A 17491-nucleotide genomic window follows, 5' to 3' on the forward strand; every position below is an offset into this window, starting at 1 on the left:
AGGTCGCGCTAGGCAACCGCGCCGGCCAGGAAATCGATGGCCAGCTTGTAACCCTGAACCCCCGCGCCCACGATCACGGCGGTGCAGACGGGGGACAGGTAGGAGTGGTGCCGGAATTCCTCGCGCTTGTGCACATTGGTGATGTGGACCTCGACGGCGGGAAGCTCGACGGCCGCCAGGGCGTCCCGCAGCGCCACTGAAGTGTGTGTGTACGCGCCGGCGTTGATGACGATTCCGGCGGCTGTGCCGCGTGCCGCGTGGATGGCGTCCAGGAGGTCGCCCTCGTGGTTGGATTGGACGCAATCCACCGTGTACCCGTGTGCGGCGGCGGCGTCCATGGCGATCTGCTCGACATCGGCCAGCGTGGAGGTGCCGTACTTTTCGGGCTCGCGGGTCCCCAGCAGGTTCAGGTTGGGACCGTTCAGGACGAGGATGGTGCGGCCGGTAGCGGTGGCGGAGGAAGCGTCAGTCATGGCTGCAATCTATCGCGTTGCGTGGCCCGCCCACTGCACCCAGGCGTTAGCGTTACGTCTTTGTGGAGCGTCCGTGGCGCTCGGAACTGAAAGGAAAACGATGCCGGAAGTAACCCTCAGCGGAGAGCTTGTGTGCAGCGATGTTGCCCAAGCGGAAACAGTCGCCAAACACCTTCCGCTGCACATTGAGTTGACCCGGGCTGAAGACGGCTGTCTGTCCTTCGAGGTGAAGAGGACCGGGGATCTGCTTATCTGGCGGGTCGAAGAGCGGTTTCGTGACGTCGAGGCCTTCCGGGCCCATCAGGCACGTGTCAACGCCAGCGAATGGGGCCGTGCAACGGCCGGGATCGAACGACGGTACACAATCGAGGGAATTGGCGGCGGGACGCGTTCATGACCTTTCCCAATGGAGACGGATGGCCTCGGCGATCGGCCCAGCGGTGACATCCACCCTGAAAGCCACTGGTGCCTTGCCTGTTTGCTCCACCACGGAGTCGCGGTATACCCGCCCGCATGACGGGCAGAGGGTGAACAGCTCCCCGTCGTCCGGCCAAGCCGCCAGGCCGTCGGGGATGTCGTCGCCGGCATAGATCGGGATGCCCTTCGAGTTCGCCTGGATCAGTCCATCCTTGCTGACGGTATTGCCGCAGATGCAGGTGATGGTGGTGACGTCATGGCCTTTGACAGTGGCGAATTCAGCATCCATGGCAGCCTCCAAGCAGTGGAAGGACCCTGAAATCTCAGCGTACGCCCACATTCCCAAGGGAGAGGCAGTTGCGAGGCCCGCTCTACGTCCAATGTGCAAGGCAAAGGACGTAGAGCGGGCCTCGCAACGTGGACGGGACTAGGCCGCCGTGACCCTCAGCAGCAATGCATGCTCGGGCCGCAGTACGGGCAGCGGAAGCCCCACTTCGGCGAGGAAGCGGCCGCTGGCGGTCAGGCCGCCGTCGAGCCATGCGGGAGGCGCGATCTGGGCGAAGGGGCTGTCGGCGTCGCCGTCCACGGCGGCAGGCTCCTCCGAGGCCGGCATGACTGCCTCCACCCGGTACGTCCGTTCCGGGTCCAGGCCGGGCAGGCCCACCCGGCCGGGCATCTCGGCAGCGAGCGAGGCAAGGACGACGGCGGCGAACAGGGCTTCGGAACGGTCCTGCGCCACCACGCCGTGCAGTTGCAGGTTCGGCTCGCCCAGGTCCGCGTTGACGCGCACGCCTGAATGCAGCAGCCCGCGGTGCTTTTTGTAGAGCGTGATCGCACGGCGCAGCACGGCCCGGTCATGCTCGGTGGCCTGGCGGATGTCCCATTCCATGCCGAAGTGCCCGAAGAGCGCGGTGATGGCGCGGAAGGAAATGCTGTGCGTGCGGCCGGTGGTGTGGGCATGGGTGGGGCCGACATGGGCGCCCACGAGCTCCGGCGGCAGCACGGCCTGGGTCCAGCGCTGGATGGTCTGGCGCTCCAGGGCATCGTTGCAGTCCGAGGCCCAGACGCGGTCAGTGCGCTGCAGGATGCCCAGGTCCACCCGGGCGCCGCCGGAGGAGCAGGACTCGATTTCCACCTGCGGGTGGGCGGCCTTCAGCGCGTCGAAGAGCCGGTACGCGGCGAGGGTCTGCTCGTGCACGGAGGGCCGGCCGCGGTGGCCGTGCTCGGTGAGGTCCCGGTTCTGGTCCCACTTGAGGTACGCGATCTTGTTTTCGCGCAACAGGGCATCGATGCGGTCGTAGATGTACTGCCAGGCCTGCGGGTTCGCGAGGTCGATGATGTGCTGGTTCCGCCATTCGAGCGGCAGGCGCCCCCCGTCCTTGTGCGATGCCGCGGCCGGGCCGACGATCCAGTCCGGGTGCGCCCGGGCGACGTCGGAATCCAGGTTCACCATCTCCGGCTCGACCCACAGCCCGAACTCCATGCCGCGGGAATTCACCGCGTCGATCAGCGGAGTGAGGCCTTCGGGCCAGACGGTCTCGTCCACATACCAGTCGCCCAGCCCGGCGTGGTCGTCGCGGCGCCCGCGGAACCAGCCGTCGTCGAGCACGAAGCGCTCCACGCCAAGTTCCGCGGCAGACTCTGCGAGCTCGATGAGCGGCTCGATCCGGTGGTCGAAATAGACGGCTTCCCAGGTGTTCAGGACCACCGGACGGGCCTTGCCGGAACCACCGGCGGAGCCCTGCGTGCCCACGTGCTGCGGGCGGGCGCGGAACCAGTCGTAGAAACGTTCGGTGACGCCGTCCAGTCCGTGGTCCGAGTACGCGGCGTAGAGCACGGGGGTGGTGTACTCCGCGCCGGGCGCGAGGACGATCTCGCCGGAGCCAAGCAGCTCGGACGCGCCGAGCATGCGGCGGCCGTCGGCGATGGTGTCGAGGTACTGTTCGTGGTTTCCGGACCAGCCGAAGTGCACGGCCCAGACCCGGCCTGAGCGGTTGGCGAAGCCTTCGGTGCCTGCGGCCACCAGCAGCGAGGAATCGTGCCCGGTGCGGCCGTGCCGGCCTGAGCGCACCCAGGTTCCCTGGGCGATGCGGTGGCGCTGCGGGTGGTTTTCGCGGCACCAGCGGCCAGTGAGGTCAAGGAGCTCGACGGCGTCGCCCGGAACCGGGAGCACCAGGCCGAGTTCGTCGAGCTGGTAGGGCGTTTCGCCGGTGTTCGTGAGGGTGTGGCTGAGTTCCAGGAGCCCGCCGCGGTTCAGGCGGATGGTGGTGCGGACTTCGACGCCCGCCTCCGGATCGGCCTGGAGGACGACGGCGGTGTCCCCGCCGTCGTGCTCTTCAGGGACGACGCGCTCTGCAGACACGACCCGCAGTGCGGGGGAGAAGGCGAAGCCGGGCACGCCGGCCTCGGAGCGCTGCCCGCGCAGGCCGGGCCGGCCGAGCCAGCCAGAAGAGGCCTGGGGGAGCAGGCCGCCGATCACGGGGGTGTCGAGGGCCGAGTGCGGTACCGGAGCTGCGAGGAGCCCCAGGTCCGGGAGGGCTTCGCCGAGGTCGGCGCCCCAATGGACTATCTGGGCCTCACCGGTGTGGAACGCGAGCAGGAGGCTCGTACCGGAGGAGCGCAGATGCAGGGGGTGCAGGTGCAGGGGGTCCATTGGTGGCGTCTTCTTTCAGGTGGTGCGTGTGCTGGATGTGTTGCCTGGGGGCCCGGCCGTTCCCGGGCCCCCAGGGGTCTTACTTGGCGAAGAGGGCGTTGACCTGATCGTTCGCCGCTGTCAGGGAGCTGGCCGGGGACTTGCCGGCAACCACACCGTCCATGGCAGGCTTCATGATGCCTTCGATCTTGGCAGCGTTGTCCGTGATGGGGAACAGGAAAGTGGTCTTGTCTTTCACGTGCTGGGTGAAGGCGCTGACGTCCACGCCCTTGGCCTTGAATGCTGCGGCGGCCTTGTCGGAGGAGCCCTTGACCGCCGGGAAGACGACGGCCTTGGAGGCAACCACGTCCTGGCAGGCGGCGGAGCCGAGGTACTCGACCCACTTGACGGCGGCGTCCTTCTTCTTGGTGCCGGCCCAGATGGAGTCAGCGAGGCCGTTGAACATCGAGGCACGCTTGCCCTCGGCGCCGGTCGGCGTGGGGGCGATGCCCAGCTGGATGCCCTTGTAGCCGGAGTACTGGCCGATCATCCAGGAGCCGGAGGTGTTGATGGCGGCCTTGCCCGCACCGAAGTTGTCCGCAGCATTCGCACCCACGGTGGTTTCCAGCTTGGGCATGTAGCCCTTCTCCGCCAGGGAAGCCCACCAGGCGATGGTGTCCTGGAACTTCTTGTCGTCGTAGTTGAAGTGCGTGCCCCACGGGTTCTTGTCGGTGTGGGTCCAGCCGGTGGTAGCGGTGAGGAAGCTCCACTGGGTCTGGCCCATGCCGGCGCCCGAGGATTCCAAGCCCAGGCCGTAGACGGCCACTTTGTTCTTGTCGAAGCCGGGCTCGTCCCCGCGTTTGCCGCTCTTGTCCACGGTGAGGTGGGCGATGGCCTTTTCGTACGTGCCGCCGTCCTGCGGGTTCCAGGTCAGGGAGCCCATCTGCTCCGGGGTGAGTCCGGCGTCGGCGGCCATCTTCTTGTTGTAGAACAGCGCGATGGTGTCCCAGTCCTTCGGCAGGCCGTAGCGCTTGCCGTCCTGGCCCACCCACAGGTCCGCGAGGCCGTCGTTGTACTGGCCGAGGTCCACCTTGTCGTTGGCGACGGCGTCGTCCAGCGCCAGGAGCTGCTTGGTCTTGATGAAGTCCGGGTACTTGGCGAGGTGGTCGGTGAAAACGTCCGGGGCGGTGCCGGAGGCCATGCCGTTGGTGATCTTGCCCCAGTAGTCGTCCCAGCCGGTCTGGGTGATCTTCACGGTGATGTCCGGGTTGGCCTTGTGGAAGTCCGTGGCGCACTGCTGGTAGGCAGGAAGCTGGTTGGCGTCCCACAGCCAGTAGCTGATCTCGCCCTTGGCGGATTCCCCGCCGCCGCTGCTTCCGCCTCCGCAGGCGGAGAGTGCCAGGGCTGCGGCAGCAGCGACGGCGGCGGCGCCGATTGCTTTCTTGTTGATCATGGTGGGTCCTTTCGGGGACGGCCTTGAGCCGGGTGGGTGGAGCTGTTGCGGGGTTGGGGAGGGAAAGCTATTTGGTGCCGTTGAAGCCGATGGAGTTGACGATCTTCTTGCCGAAGATGGCGAAGAGGATCAGCACCGGGGTGGCCGAAACGAGGGTGGCGGCCATCAGGCCGGACCAGTCGGGGGCGCCTTGCGGTGCCTGGGACTTGAAGACGCCCAGGCCCACGGTGAGCACGCGGGTTTCTTCGGTGGTGCCCACCAGCAGCGGCCAGAAGTACTCGTTCCACTGGCCCATGAAGGTCAGCAAGGCCAGGGTGGCGATGGGGGCGGCGGCGTTGGGCATGACGATCTGGAAGAAGATCCGCCAGTGCTTGGCGCCGTCGAGCATGGCCGCCTCTTCCACTTCGCGGGACATGTTCAGGAAGAACTGGCGCATGAAGAAAATGGCAAAGGGGGTCATGAACAGGTACGGCAGCACCATGCCGAGCATCGTATTGAGCAGGCCCAGGTTCTTCACGAGCAGGAAGTTCGGCAGCGCGGTGAAGATCGGCGGAACCAGCATGGTGCCCAGGAACAGGGAGAATACGCCGTCGCGGCCTTTCCAGCGCAGCCGGGAGAAGGCGTAGGCGGCCATCGAGCTGAAGAAGACGGCGCCGGCGGTGGTGATGCTGGAGAACAGCAGTGAGTTCCAGAGGTACTGCCAGAAGTTGATGGATGCGCCCGAGCCGCCTTCGGCAATGGCTTCCGAGGCGGTCTGCAGGCCGAACACGCGCTTGAAGGCGCCGAGGTTGAAATCGGCCGGAAGCAGGCTGGCGGAGTTCGCGGCGAGGGAACCGTTGGTGGACAGGGCCGTGCGCAGCACCCAGTAGAAGGGCAGGACGCTGACGGCGATGGCCACGGCAAGCAGGACCCAGGCGATGGTGCGGCGCCAGTTGAAGGGACGGTTCCGTGTGGAAGGGCGGTTCCTTATGAAAGGACGACGGGTGAAAGGACGACGGCGGTTCTCCGCCGGGCGGGTGGCTGTGGTGGTCATGGGGTGTCCTTAGTCCAGGTCCGACTGGTTGCCGCGGAGGAACTTCATCTGGATGAAGGCCACGAGGGCGAGGATGAGGAAGAGGATGACGGCCAGGGCCGAGCCGTAGCCGAAGTCCTGTTCGTTGAAGGCGCGCTGGTAGATGTAGAACTGCAGCACCCGGGTGGCGTTGACGGGACCGCCGGCGGTGGTGACGGCCACGGTGTCGAAGACCTGGAAGGATCCGATGACGGTGACCACCAGGACCAGCACGAGTACCGGGCGCAGCAGGGGAAGCGTGATCCGCCAGAAGGTGCTGACGGCCTTGGAACCGTCGATGCTGGCGGCCTCGTAGACGCTGTTGGGGATGGCCTGCAGGCCGGCGAAGATCAGCAGGGCGGTGTAGCCCATGTGGCGCCAGGTGTTGATCAGCGCCTGGGTGGGGATGGCCCATTGTTCGCTGCCGAAGAAGGCCACGCGGGGCAGTCCGAGCCATTCGATGAGTTGGTTGACGATGCCGATCTGGTAATCGAGCATCCAGAACCACAGCAGGGCAGCGATGACGTTGGCCATCAGGTACGGCATCAGGAGGGCCCCGCGGATGAGGGTGGATTTCGCCACCCGGTGCATGAGTAGGGCGATGCCCAAGGCGAGGATTGTCTGCAGCGCGATGTTGATGATGACGTACTGGCTGGTGACGCCGAGGGCGTTCCAGAACAGCGGGTCCTTGGCAATGTGCTCGTAGTTCTTGGTCCCGATCCATTCCGGGTCTCCGAGGATGCTGTATTCAGTGAAGCTCAGGTAGATCCCGCGGATGGTGGGGACCAGGTAGAAGAGTACGAAACCGAGCATTGCCGGGGCGATGAAGAAGAGTGCGGTTTTGAGGTCGCCGATGCCGCGGAAGTCCGCGGCCGGCTTGCGCCGTCTCTGGGACTTCTGCGGCGCACCGGCCGAGAGCCCCGGATCGGGTTGTTTGGTGAGCGTGGTCATCTTTGACCTTTCCGAGTGTGACATGGCTAACAACTGCCTCGAATCTACACGAGTAGATTTTGGAGCGTCAAGGGTGTTTGTGAAATTTTGTGAGAATTTCTTCCGTTTCTTTCGTTTTTGTTGACTCGAGTAGATCGCGCTGCCAGACTCGATGAATCCAACACCGTTGAGGCCCAAGGAGGAGCCAGACAATGACGTTTTCACTCGGCGTGGTAGGTGCCGGCCAGTTTTCCGGCCAGTTCACCAAGCTGTTCAATGCGCACCCCATCATTTCGGAGGTGTATGTCACGGACGTACTGCCGGAGCGGGCGTCCACCCTGGTGGAGCGGCAGCAGCTTGCGGGGACTTTTCCCAGCTTCGAGGCGATGCTCGCCAGCGATGTCGACGCCGTCGCCATCTTCACCCAGCGCTGGACGCACGGTCCGCTGGTGGTTCAGGCCCTCCGCGCAGGAAAGCACGTCTACTCCGCAGTCCCGATGGCCATCAGCGAGGATGAGATCGCCGCGATCATCGAGGCCGTCCGAGAGACCGGCCTGACGTACATGATGGGGGAGACCAGCTACTACAACCCCGCCACCATCTACGCGCGGCAGCAGAAGGGCGCCGGCGCCTTCGGCCGCATCTTCTATGCCGAGGGCGACTACGTCCACGACATGGATCTCGGCTTCTATGCCGCCTACCAGTACAGCGGCGGTGAGGACTGGCACAAGACCGCCAGCTACCCGCCCATGCTCTACCCCACGCACTCAGTGGGCGGCGTGCTCGGCGGCATCGGCGGGCACCTCACCAGCGTGAGCTGCATCGGCGTCCGTGACGACCGCGGCGACGGCGTCTTCGACAAGGACGTCAGCATGTTCGGCAACGACTTCTCCAACGCCACGGCTCTCTTCGAGCTCGACGGCGGCGGCAGCGTCCGCATCAACGAGTTCCGCCGCGTCGGCTACCCCTCCCACCTGCGCGAGAGCCGCTTCCGGTACTTCGGCACCGAGGGTAGCTTCGAGCAGATCGTGGAAACTGCCGTCTGGCAGGACAAGGAAGGCGTCACCGACGTCAGCGGGCAGATCAACACCCTGCCCAGCCTCCCCCTGGACGATCCGTCGCTGGCGGATGTCGACCCCGCGCTGCGGGACGCCTTCGTCTCAGGCCTGGCTCCGGTGCACGATCCCTCCCGCCTGCCCGAGGAACTGCGGGCCCTGCCCAGCGGACATGAAGGCAGCCACAGCTTCCTGGTGGACGACTTCGTCACCGCGGTGGCAGCCGGAACGCTGCCCCCGGTCAACGCCTGGGAAGCCGCCCGCTACACCCTGCCCGGAATCGTGGCCCACCAGTCGGCCCTGCGTGGCGGCGAACGCCTGCCGATCCGGGACTTCGGCGACGCCCCGGAAAACCTCGCCTCGCCGCGCGAAGAGGCTGTTCGCAACTAGCATGTTGGCTATGCCGGACCTCTCCGCCTCCCCAAGACCCGTCGTCACGCGCACGGACGTCGCCCGCCTGGCGGGCGTCAGCACCGCCGTCGTGAGCTACGTGGTCAACGGCGGGCCGAAGAACGTGGCTCCGGCCACGCAGGAGAAGGTCCGGCAGGCCATTGCGACTCTCGGCTACAGGCCCAATGTCACCGCTCGGGCCCTGAAGAAGGGCACCTCCCAGATCCTGGGAATGGTGGTGCCCAAGATCAGCAACCCCTTCTTCGCCAGCTTGGCCGAAGCCGTGGAACAGGCGGCGGAGGAGCGTGGCTTCGCGATGATCCTTGGTGACTCCCGTGATTCGGTCATGGTGGAGCGCCGGCACCTGCGGAACTTCGTGGACCGCCAGGTGGACGGCGTGTTCCTCTGTTCGGTGATCAACCAGAAGCCCGACGTCGCCGAGCTGGAAGGCCGCGGCATTCCCACCGTGCTGCTGAACTTCTCCGAGGAATTTCCAGGATTCGATGCGATCGGCCCCGAGTTCGTGCAGAGTTCGCGGCGCGCCGTGGCGCACCTGGCGGGCCATGGGCACCGGGACATTGCCCTGGTGCAGGGCATTACGACCGACAACGTGCTGGACCTGCGCGAGCTGGGCTGGAGGATGGCGCTCCAGGACCTCGGCGTGCGCGACGGCCAGGTTTTCCGCTGCAGCTTTGACCGCCAGGGCGGATACGAGGCCGGCAGGTGGTTCGCGGCCTTGGAGCGGCGGCCCACGGCCGTCTTCATCAGTTCGGACCAGCAGGCCATAGGCTTCCTCCGCGCGGTCCAGGAAGCCGGGCTCCGGGTGCCGGAGGACGTGGCGGTCATGTCCTTTGACGGTTCCGAGGAAGCCGAGTTCTGCTGGCCCCCGCTGAGCACGGTCCGCCAGCCCATCAAGGAGATGGCCGAGGCCGGGGTCGCGGCAATCATCGGCTCCGGCCGGGACGAGCCGGCGCGCAAGCAGGTGTTCGACTGCGAGCTGGTCCTGCGCCGCTCCTGCGGCTCCCACTAGGCCCCGCCTGACTGCGCCTGCGGCACCGGTGGCGCCTACGGTGCAAACAAATCAGAAACTTTCTGAACAAAAGCTAACAAAATTGCTTCCCGTTTGGTGTTTACCCGGGTAGATTTTTGGCAAGCCCACCTCCAACTCCGCACGAAGGAAGCCATGAGAATTCTTGTTACCGGCGGCACGGGCTATATCGGCTCGCACACGGTCCTGTCCCTGCTGGAGTCCGGCCACGAGGTGGTCGTGGTGGACAACCTGGCCAACTCCTCCGAGGAATCCCTGCGCCGGGTCGCGGAACTGGCCGGACGCGCCGCGGTGTTCCACGAGGCGGACCTGCTGGACGAACCGGCCCTGGAGGGCATCTTCCAGGCCCACAGCATTGACGCGGTGATCCATTTCGCCGGGCTCAAGGCCGTGGGCGAGTCCGTGCGGGAACCCTTGAACTACTACTACAACAACATCGTGGGCACCCTGAACCTGCTGCGGGCCATGGACGCCCACAACGTGCGCACGATCGTGTTCTCTTCCTCGGCCACCGTGTACGGGGAACACAACCCGGTCCCGTACATCGAGAAAATGGACATCGGGGCGAACAACCCCTACGGGCGCACCAAGGAACAGATCGAGGACATCCTCACCGACCTCGGCGCCGCCGACGGACGCTGGCATGTGGCACTGCTGCGCTACTTCAACCCCGCCGGCGCCCACCCCTCGGGCCGGATCGGCGAGGACCCCCAGGGCATCCCGAACAACCTGGTCCCCTTCATCGCCCAGGTCGCCGTGGGCCGGCGCGAGAAACTCATGGTCTTCGGCGGGGACTACGACACCCCCGACGGGACCTGCCTGCGCGACTACATCCACGTCGTGGACCTCGCCCAGGGCCACGTCGCCGCCCTGGATTACATCGCCGCCCGGCCCGGCGTGCACCGCTGGAACCTGGGCTCGGGCCGCGGCACCTCCGTGCTGGACATGCTGCACTCCTTCGAAAAAGCCGTCGGCCACCCCCTCCCTTACGAGATCACGGGCCGCCGCGCCGGGGACCTGCCCGCCTTCTGGGCCGACGCATCCTCCGCCCTGGCAGACCTGGGCTGGTCCACCACCAAAACCATCGACCAGATGTGCCAAGACCACTGGCGCTGGCAAAAAAACAACCCCCACGGCTACAAGGGCTAAGGCGACCTTCGATGGTGGTTCGCGCCGGATCCGCACCAGCCAGGGTTGCCGACATCCGTGACGTGGCTGAGGCCGCGGGCGTCTCGACGGCCACGGTGTCGCGCGCCCTGCGCGGGGTTGCCCCGGTAGCAGCCGCCACCCGGCAACGGGTGCTGGAGGCCGCGTCCGGCCTGGGCTATGTTCCGTCGACGGCGGCATCCGAGCTGGGCCGCAGCCGCGGTGCCCGGTGGTCTTCACGTCCCGGCCAGGTGCCGGAGCGCAGGGGAACCATCCTCATCCTCACGGATCCGGACGTCGCCGCGGAAGGTGCCAGCCCGGGCGCTGCCCCGGAGAGATCCGGGGCGGCGAACGGAATCAGCGTCCGGTGCGTGGCGGCGGCGGACGGTGCAGCTGCGGCAGGCATCCTCCAAGGCGTCGATCCATCCGTGCTGGGGATCGTCGTCGGCGCCGGCCGTGCCGTGCACGCTTCAGCGGCACTGCGCGATGCGGTGGCCGCCGCCCAGTGTCCCGTCGTCGAGGTCATCGCCGGGAATCCCTACCGGCCGGGCGAAGCGTGGGCGAGCCGGCTGTCGGCAGTCTGCTCGGCGGTGATCGCCGGTGCAGGCAGCCACGGCGTCAGGCTCGCCGTCGACTACCTCGCAGCAGGCGCCCGGTAGCCTAAGCTTCGGCGATCCGCAGCTTCCCGACGCCGTCGGCCAGGACCCGGCGGGCTTCCTCACCAAGCCCCGCGTCAGTGATCAGCTCATCGGCGTCTTCCAGCCCGGCGATCGAGGCGATGCCCACGGTTCCCCACTTGCTGTTGTCGGCCAGGACCACCACGTTGCGTGCCGAGGTCATGAACGCTTTGTTGGTCTCCGCTTCCTGCAGGTTGGGGGTGGTGAAGCCCGCCTCGGCATCCATGCCGTGCACGCCCAGGAACAGGGTGTCCAGATGCAGCTGCTTCAGCGCCGACGTCGCGATCGGACCCACAAGCGCGTCCGACGGCGTGCGTTCCCCGCCGGTGACGATTACCGAGGTGCCGCGCCGGCCGGTGCCGGGATCGTGGTGGAACAACTCGGCAATCCTGATCGAGTTGGTGACCACCGTGATCCGAGGCCCGTCCAGCAGGAGCTTGGCGAGCTCGTATGTGGTGGTTCCGGCGCTCAGGCCAATTGCCGAACCCTCCTTGACCAGCTTCGCCGCCTCGAGGGCGATGGCCTGCTTCTCGGTAATGGCCTGGGTGGACTTCTGTTCGAAGCCGGGCTCGTGCGTACGGGCATCGCCGGGCAGCTTCGCGCCGCCATGGATGCGCTCCACGAGCCCGGCCTCTTCGAGGCTTTCGATGTCCCGCCGCACAGTCATGGCCGAGACGCCTAGGGACTGGGCCAGGTCCGTGACGCGCACGACCCGTTCGCGCTGGACGGCGTCGACAATGGCGGTGTGGCGGGCTGCCTGGAGCATCGGAGCCTTTCTGGACGGTCGGTTACGGGCTAGCGGGAAGACTCGACGACGGCGACGCCTCCGGCAGTAAGGTTTAGCGTACCTCCGGTGGGTGCCCCGGCCAGGAGGTCGACGCCGTCGAGCGGTACCGTGACATCCTGCACGCCGTGGTTGATGACGAAGGTCCAATCCTTGGCGCCGTTGCTCCTGCGGACGATTTCCACGTCTTCCGGAGGCCTGACGCCCAGCACCGGCTCCACGCCCGCGTCCGCGCAGAGGAGTTCGACCAGTTCGGACAATCCTTCGCGCCCCAGGCTGGTGGCCACGTAGTAGGCGGCGCCCCGGCCGGCAGATCCCGCCCGGCGGGTCACCGCAGGGGAGCCCCCGACGCCGATGCGCGCGCCGCCGGTGCGCGCGCCGCCGTCGAACGTCGCGAGGACCTCCGCGCTGCCCGCCTTGCCCAACTCGCTCCACAGTGTCCCGGAACCGAAGCGGCTCAACGCCACGGCATCGCCGGAACGCAGGGGGAAGAATTCCTCGATGCTCACCCCGAGCAGCTCGGAGAACGCCCCGGGGTAGCCTCCGCCGTTGACCGGGTCCATGCGGATGTGGTCGTTCGCATCGACGATCCCGGAGAAGTACGTGAGCACCAGGGTGCCGCCGGCCTCCACGTATTCGTGGAGCCTGGCCGCGCCCTCATCGGTGACGAGGTACAGCATCGGCGCGACCACCAGTTTGTAGCCGGAAAGGTCGTCCGTGCTTTGCCGGATGTCGGTGGTGATGCCGGCCCGGTAGAGGGCATCGTGCCAGCGCCGCGTTTCGGGGAGGTTCCGGGCGTCCTCGCTGGGATGCGAGTCCAGTTCCGTGCCCCAGCGCGCATCGGTGTCGTGGATGATGCAGGCCTCGGCCTGGACCGTGGAACCGGCCACCGCGGAGATGCTCTCCAGGGCGCGGCCGAGCTCCACTACCTCGCGCCACACCTTGGTGTCGCGGCCGGCGTGCGGGACCAGGCCCGAGTGGTACTTTTCGGCACCCGCCCGTGACGCGCGCCATTGGAAGAACAGCACGCCGTCGGTTCCGCGGGCCACGTGCTGCAGGGAATTGCGGAGCATTTCCCCGGGCGCCTTGGCCACGTTGCGGGGCTGCCAGTTGACCGCCGAGGTGGAGTGTTCCATCAGGAGCCACGGCTTCCCCTGCGCCCAGCCGCGGGTGAGGTCCGCGGTCATGGCCAGTTCCTGGAAGTTCCGTTCATCCGCGGCAATCAGATAATGGTCATTCGAGACGACGTCCATGTGCCCGGACCAGCGCCAATAGTCCACGGGAGCGCTCAGGCCCATGTTGAAGCCCATGAAGTTCGTGGTGACGGGGTGCTTGGAACCGGTACGGATGATGTCGGCCTCCGCCTTGAAGCACTCGAGGAGCGCGTCGGAGGAGAACCTCGCGAAGTCCAGCTGCTGGGTGGGGTTCACCCAGGTTCCGGAGCGGCGCGGCGGCAGGATCTCGGCCCAGTCGTAGTAGTGCTGCGACCAGAAAGCGGTGCCCCACGCCTGGTTGAGCGCGTCCAGGCTGCCGTACTTCCGCTGCAGCCATTCCTGGAAACCGCGCTCCGCGTGCGGGCCGAAATCCGGCTGGTTGTGGCAGCCGTATTCGTTGTGGACATGCCACATCACGACGGCGGGGTGCCCGGCGAAGCGCTGCACGATCGCCGTCGTCAGAGCTGCTGCAGCCCGCCGGTAGTCGGGTGAGCAGGCCGCGAAGGCCTGCCGGGAACCGTAGCTCTGCCGCACGCCGTCGGCATCCACCGGCAGCGAATCGGGGTACTTGCGGCTGAACCACGGTGGCGGAGAGGCGCTCGCATTGGCGAGGTCCACGCTGATCCCGTTGGCGTGGAGCAGGTCCAGGACCGTGTCCAGCCAGCCGAACTCGTAGCGGCCTTCCTCCGGCTCCAACAGGGCCCAGCTGAAGATGCCGACGCTGACCAGGTTCACCCCGGCTTCCTTCATGAGGGCGACGTCGTGTTTCCACACCTCCTCGGGCCATTGCTCGGGGTTGTAGTCTCCGCCGAAGGCGATCCGGCCACCCAGCTTGTCGACGATGTAGTCCATGGTCATGCGTTCTTATCCTTTGCTGGAACCGAGCGTGAGTCCGGCCACGAATTGGCGCTGCAGCACGAGGTAGATGATCAGGGTGGGTATGACGGTGATGGTGGCGCCGGCCGCGAGCAGGTTGTAGTTGGCGAGGAACTCGCCCTGCAGGTTGTTGATGGCCGTGGTGACGGGCAGCCTGTCTCCGCTTTGGATGAAAAGCAGCGGCCAGAAGAAGTCGTTGTAGATGAAGATGACTTCCAGGGTGCCCAGGGCGGCGAGGGCCGGCCGGCACAGCGGAAGGATGATGTTCCAGTACTGCCGCCAGATCCCGGCGCCGTCCACGAGGGCAGCCTCTGTCAGGTCGGCTGAGAGGGCCTTCATGTAGTTGGACAGCACGAAGGTGCAGAAGCCGATCTGGAACGCCGTGTCCACCGCGATCACCGAAATGTAGGTGTTGAGCAGGTTGCCGGAATCACTGAAGGAATAGGGCAGGGTGAGGTGCTTGAACATTTCGAACAGGGGAGCGGCGAGGACCTGCGGGGGCAGCAGGTTTCCCGCCGTGAACATGATCAGCAGGGTGATGTTGAACTTCCAGCTCACCCGGGACACGGCGAAGGCCATCATGGAGGCAAAGAACAAGGTCAGCACCACCGAGGGGACGGTGATGAGCACGGAGTTCAGGAAGTATTTCGAGAACCCGCCCTGGGTCCATGCCTGTACGAAGTTGTCGAAGTTGAACGTCCCGCCGAAGCTGAAGTAGCCGAACTTATCGGTATCCGCCTTGGGACGGAGCGCGGTGAAGAGGGACCAGACAAGGGGAATGAGCCACATGACGGCCATGACCGACAGGAAGACATGGGTGCCGTAGTGGCGTTTGCCGGTGTTGCGCCGGATGCCGCTTGCGGCGGTGGTTCGCGATACGGGGCTGGCGAGGGTGCTCATGCCTTGCTCTCCTTGCCGAAGGTGCGGATGAGGTAGAAGACGATCGGGATCAGCGAGATCACCAGGAGGATCACGGCCAGGGACGAGCCGACGCCGATCACCTGGCCTTCGCCCACGAGGTTCTGGATCACGAGGGCACTGATCAGTTCGAGGCCGTTCGTGCCGCGGTTGATGATGTAGACGATGTCGAAGGCCCGCAGCGACTCAATGATGGTGATCACCACGATCACGATGTTCACGGGCCGCATGGCGGGGAAGACCACCCGGAAGAAGGTCTGTACGGCGTTGGCCCCGTCGATCGACGCGGCTTCGCGCAGCGAGGGGTCCACGCCTTTGAGCCCGGCCAGGTACAGGATCATGACGTAACCGGCGTGGCGCCAAGTGGCTGCAACCATGGCCGCCCAGATATTGACGTTGGAGTCGCCGAACCAGTCCACCGCCCGCGGCGTGCCGGCAGTGCCCAGGAGGAAGTTCAACAGCCCGCTGTCGCGGTTGTAGAACAGCTGCCAGATGATGCCGATCAGTGCCAGGGACAGCATGACGGGTGTGAAGAAGATGCTCTGGTAGATCTTGCTGCCGCGGATCTTCTGGTCCAGCAGCACGGCCAGCAGCAGGCCGAGCGGGGTGGCGATCAGTGCGAGGAAGACGAGCCACAGGATGTTGTGCTGCATGGCGGGCCAGAACGGCGGGTAGTCCTCGACCACGAAGCGGTAGTTGTCGGTCCCGGCGGGCTTGATGTCCTTCAGGTCCAGGCCGTTCCAGCGGGTGAAGCTCAGTGCGACCGAGAAGAGGGTGGGCAGCCAGACCAGCAACAGTTGGATCAGGGTGGGCAGGCCCACCATGATCGCGAGGACCAGTTTGTCCCGCCGCGTTAGTCGGCGGACCCTGCCTGTCCTGATGGTCCGCCGTCCGACGCCGCGGCGTCCCAATGCGGCCAGGTTCTGGCCCGCTTCGCCGGGTTCGCTGTCCGGGGCGGCCGGCTTTTCGGCGGTAGTGCTCATGGGGATTCCTTCAGTTTGCGGTAGGGGGCCCGCCGACGGCGGGCGGGGGCGCCGTCGTCGGGCCTCTCCTTGGGATGCCGGTGCGCGGGGTGACCCGCGTGGAACGCGGCAGTTACTGGGCGGCGTAGAGGGTCTTGGCCTGCGCTTCGAGGTTCTTGACGTCCACGGTGCCGTCCTTGATGAAGGACTGCAGCGCGGGGATCATCACGTTGTTGGCCATGGCGGGGAGGGCGTCGCGGTCCAGGAACTGGCTGATGTACTTGGCGTTGGCGATGGTGTCCGCGCACTTCTTGTTCAGCGGGCTGAACTTGGAGGTGTCGGCGCCCTTGACGGTGGCGATGTTGGAGGTGTCCACTGCCGCGTAGGCGTTCTGGCCGTCCGCGGTCCCCATGAATTCCAGGAAGTCGTGGGCTGCCTTGTTGTCGCCGCCCTTCTTGGACAGGAGCAGGCCGTCGATGGGGGCTTCGACGGCGTCCGTGCCTTCCACCGCGATTTCCGGGAACGGGAAGAAATCGATGTCCGCGAGCACTGCGGGATCGGTGAACTGCTGGGTCACGAAGGAGCCCAGGAGGTACATGCCGGTCTTCTTGGCTTCGAGGGCCTTGGCCGCATCCTGCCAGGTCTGGCCGAGGGCGGCGGGATCCTGGTACGGGAGCAGCGCCTTCCAGGTGTCGAAGACGTCGCTGACCTTCTTCTGGTCCCAGCTTTCCTTGTGGGCGGTGAGGTCCACGTGGAACTGGTAGCCGTTCAGGCGCATGTTGATGTAGTCGAACGTGCCCATGGCCGGCCAGCCGTCCTTGTCCGCGAAGCCGATCGGGATGATGCCGTCGGTCTTCATCTTGGCAGCGAGGGTTTTCAGCTCGTCGAAGGTCTTCGGGACCGCGTAGCCCTTGGCGGCCCAGAAGCTCTTCCGGTAGAAGAAGCCCCACGGGTAGTTGTAGTTGGGGACCAGGTACATCTTGCCGTCGGGGCCCGTGGAGGCCTTCTTCATGGCGTCCGAGAAGTTGCCGCCGATCTTCTCCCAGACATCGTCCACGGGAGCCAGCAGGCCCTTGCCCGCGTAGTACTGCATGCGGTAGCCGGCGAACCAGGTGAACGCGTCGTCCGGGCTGCCCTGGAGGTAGGAGTTGATCTTGTTCTGGAAATCGTTGTGCGGGACGACGTTGGTGGCCACGGTGACGCCGGTCTTCTTGGTGAACGCGTCGGTGACCGCCTTGTAGGCGTTCTTGGGAACCTCGTCCGACGACCCGGAGCCGAAGGTCAGGCTGTTGGAGGTGGCTCCCGGGGCGGGTCCGGATCCGCCGGTGCAGGCGGCAAGCAACGGAATTCCGGCGAGCCCGGCAGCGCCGATACCGAGCGTCTTCAGGATGGTGCGGCGTCCCGGTTGGGCGTTTTGGGCCGCCAGGAACGGGTCAATCTGCGCTGCCATGTTCTCTCCCTTGAA

Annotated in this window: 16 protein-coding genes; 5 read left to right on the forward strand and 11 right to left on the reverse strand. The window is 66.1% G+C overall.

From position 1 onward, the window contains the following. Positions 1-8: 8 nt before the first annotated feature. On the reverse strand, positions 9-473 hold the full coding sequence (aroQ, locus tag ACNQPB_RS01260; protein ID WP_498748435.1) for a type II 3-dehydroquinate dehydratase: 465 nt from the start codon (positions 471-473) through the stop codon (positions 9-11). Positions 474-546: 73 nt separating this feature from the next. Here aroQ and ACNQPB_RS01265 point away from each other — a divergent pair, with 73 nt between their 5' ends. Then, on the forward strand, positions 547-870 hold the full coding sequence (locus ACNQPB_RS01265; protein ID WP_498748437.1) for a putative quinol monooxygenase: 324 nt from the start codon (positions 547-549) through the stop codon (positions 868-870). Here ACNQPB_RS01265 and ACNQPB_RS01270 read toward each other — a convergent pair. From ACNQPB_RS01270 to ACNQPB_RS01290, 5 genes are all read right to left on the reverse strand, one after another. Next, positions 865-1179 (reverse strand): hypothetical protein, encoded by a 315-nt coding sequence (locus tag ACNQPB_RS01270; protein ID WP_498748439.1) that lies wholly within the window; start codon positions 1177-1179, stop codon positions 865-867. The two genes, ACNQPB_RS01265 and ACNQPB_RS01270, sit on opposite strands and share 6 nt — an antisense overlap. Before the next feature lie 138 nt (positions 1180-1317). Continuing rightward, on the reverse strand, positions 1318-3528 hold the full coding sequence (locus tag ACNQPB_RS01275) for an alpha-galactosidase (RefSeq protein ID WP_498749061.1): 2211 nt from the start codon (positions 3526-3528) through the stop codon (positions 1318-1320). 94 nt (positions 3529-3622) lie between these two features. Then, the gene (locus ACNQPB_RS01280) at positions 3623-4975 is read right to left on the reverse strand and encodes an ABC transporter substrate-binding protein (protein ID WP_498748441.1); all 1353 of its coding nucleotides are present in this window, start codon (positions 4973-4975) and stop codon (positions 3623-3625) included. Between the two features lie 67 nt (positions 4976-5042). Then, positions 5043-6008, reverse strand: coding sequence for a carbohydrate ABC transporter permease (locus ACNQPB_RS01285; protein ID WP_498748442.1), 966 nt, complete (start codon positions 6006-6008; stop codon positions 5043-5045). Between the two features lie 9 nt (positions 6009-6017). Next, the gene (locus ACNQPB_RS01290) at positions 6018-6977 is read right to left on the reverse strand and encodes a carbohydrate ABC transporter permease (protein WP_498748444.1); all 960 of its coding nucleotides are present in this window, start codon (positions 6975-6977) and stop codon (positions 6018-6020) included. 191 nt (positions 6978-7168) lie between these two features. Here ACNQPB_RS01290 and ACNQPB_RS01295 point away from each other — a divergent pair, with 191 nt between their 5' ends. From ACNQPB_RS01295 to ACNQPB_RS01310, 4 genes are all read left to right on the forward strand, one after another. Further along, the gene (locus tag ACNQPB_RS01295) at positions 7169-8401 is read left to right on the forward strand and encodes a Gfo/Idh/MocA family protein (protein WP_498748446.1); all 1233 of its coding nucleotides are present in this window, start codon (positions 7169-7171) and stop codon (positions 8399-8401) included. Positions 8402-8411: 10 nt separating this feature from the next. Then, positions 8412-9431, forward strand: coding sequence for a LacI family DNA-binding transcriptional regulator (locus tag ACNQPB_RS01300; RefSeq protein ID WP_498748448.1), 1020 nt, complete (start codon positions 8412-8414; stop codon positions 9429-9431). A gap of 153 nt (positions 9432-9584) precedes the next feature. Further along, positions 9585-10598: a UDP-glucose 4-epimerase GalE gene (gene galE / locus ACNQPB_RS01305; protein WP_498748450.1), complete on the forward strand. Its 1014-nt coding sequence runs from the start codon at positions 9585-9587 to the stop codon at positions 10596-10598. 11 nt (positions 10599-10609) lie between these two features. Next, the gene (locus tag ACNQPB_RS01310) at positions 10610-11254 is read left to right on the forward strand and encodes a LacI family DNA-binding transcriptional regulator (protein WP_498748452.1); all 645 of its coding nucleotides are present in this window, start codon (positions 10610-10612) and stop codon (positions 11252-11254) included. Between the two features lies 1 nt (position 11255). On the opposite strand, the gene ACNQPB_RS01315 is transcribed toward ACNQPB_RS01310, so the two are convergent. The 5 genes from ACNQPB_RS01315 to ACNQPB_RS01335 all read right to left on the reverse strand — a co-directional run bounded on the left by ACNQPB_RS01315 (position 11256) and on the right by ACNQPB_RS01335 (position 17476). After that, positions 11256-12038: a DeoR/GlpR family DNA-binding transcription regulator gene (locus tag ACNQPB_RS01315; RefSeq protein WP_498748453.1), complete on the reverse strand. Its 783-nt coding sequence runs from the start codon at positions 12036-12038 to the stop codon at positions 11256-11258. A gap of 29 nt (positions 12039-12067) precedes the next feature. Further along, the gene (locus ACNQPB_RS01320; protein ID WP_498748455.1) at positions 12068-14128 is read right to left on the reverse strand and encodes a beta-galactosidase; all 2061 of its coding nucleotides are present in this window, start codon (positions 14126-14128) and stop codon (positions 12068-12070) included. Between the two features lie 6 nt (positions 14129-14134). Next, positions 14135-15046, reverse strand: a complete 912-nt coding sequence (locus ACNQPB_RS01325; RefSeq protein WP_498748457.1) for a carbohydrate ABC transporter permease — start codon at positions 15044-15046, stop codon at positions 14135-14137. Next, a complete protein-coding gene (locus tag ACNQPB_RS01330; RefSeq protein ID WP_498748458.1) occupies positions 15043-16047 on the reverse strand; it encodes a carbohydrate ABC transporter permease in 1005 nt (334 codons plus the stop codon). The genes ACNQPB_RS01325 and ACNQPB_RS01330 overlap by 4 nt, the downstream gene beginning before the upstream one ends. Before the next feature lie 112 nt (positions 16048-16159). Further along, complete coding sequence (locus ACNQPB_RS01335) at positions 16160-17476, reverse strand: ABC transporter substrate-binding protein (RefSeq protein ID WP_498748459.1); 1317 nt, start codon at positions 17474-17476, stop codon at positions 16160-16162. Between the last annotated feature and the right edge of the window lie 15 nt (positions 17477-17491).

The sequence above is a fragment of the Curtobacterium sp. LFS079 genome (assembly GCF_047977865.1).
Classification (GTDB): domain Bacteria; phylum Actinomycetota; class Actinomycetes; order Actinomycetales; family Micrococcaceae; genus Arthrobacter.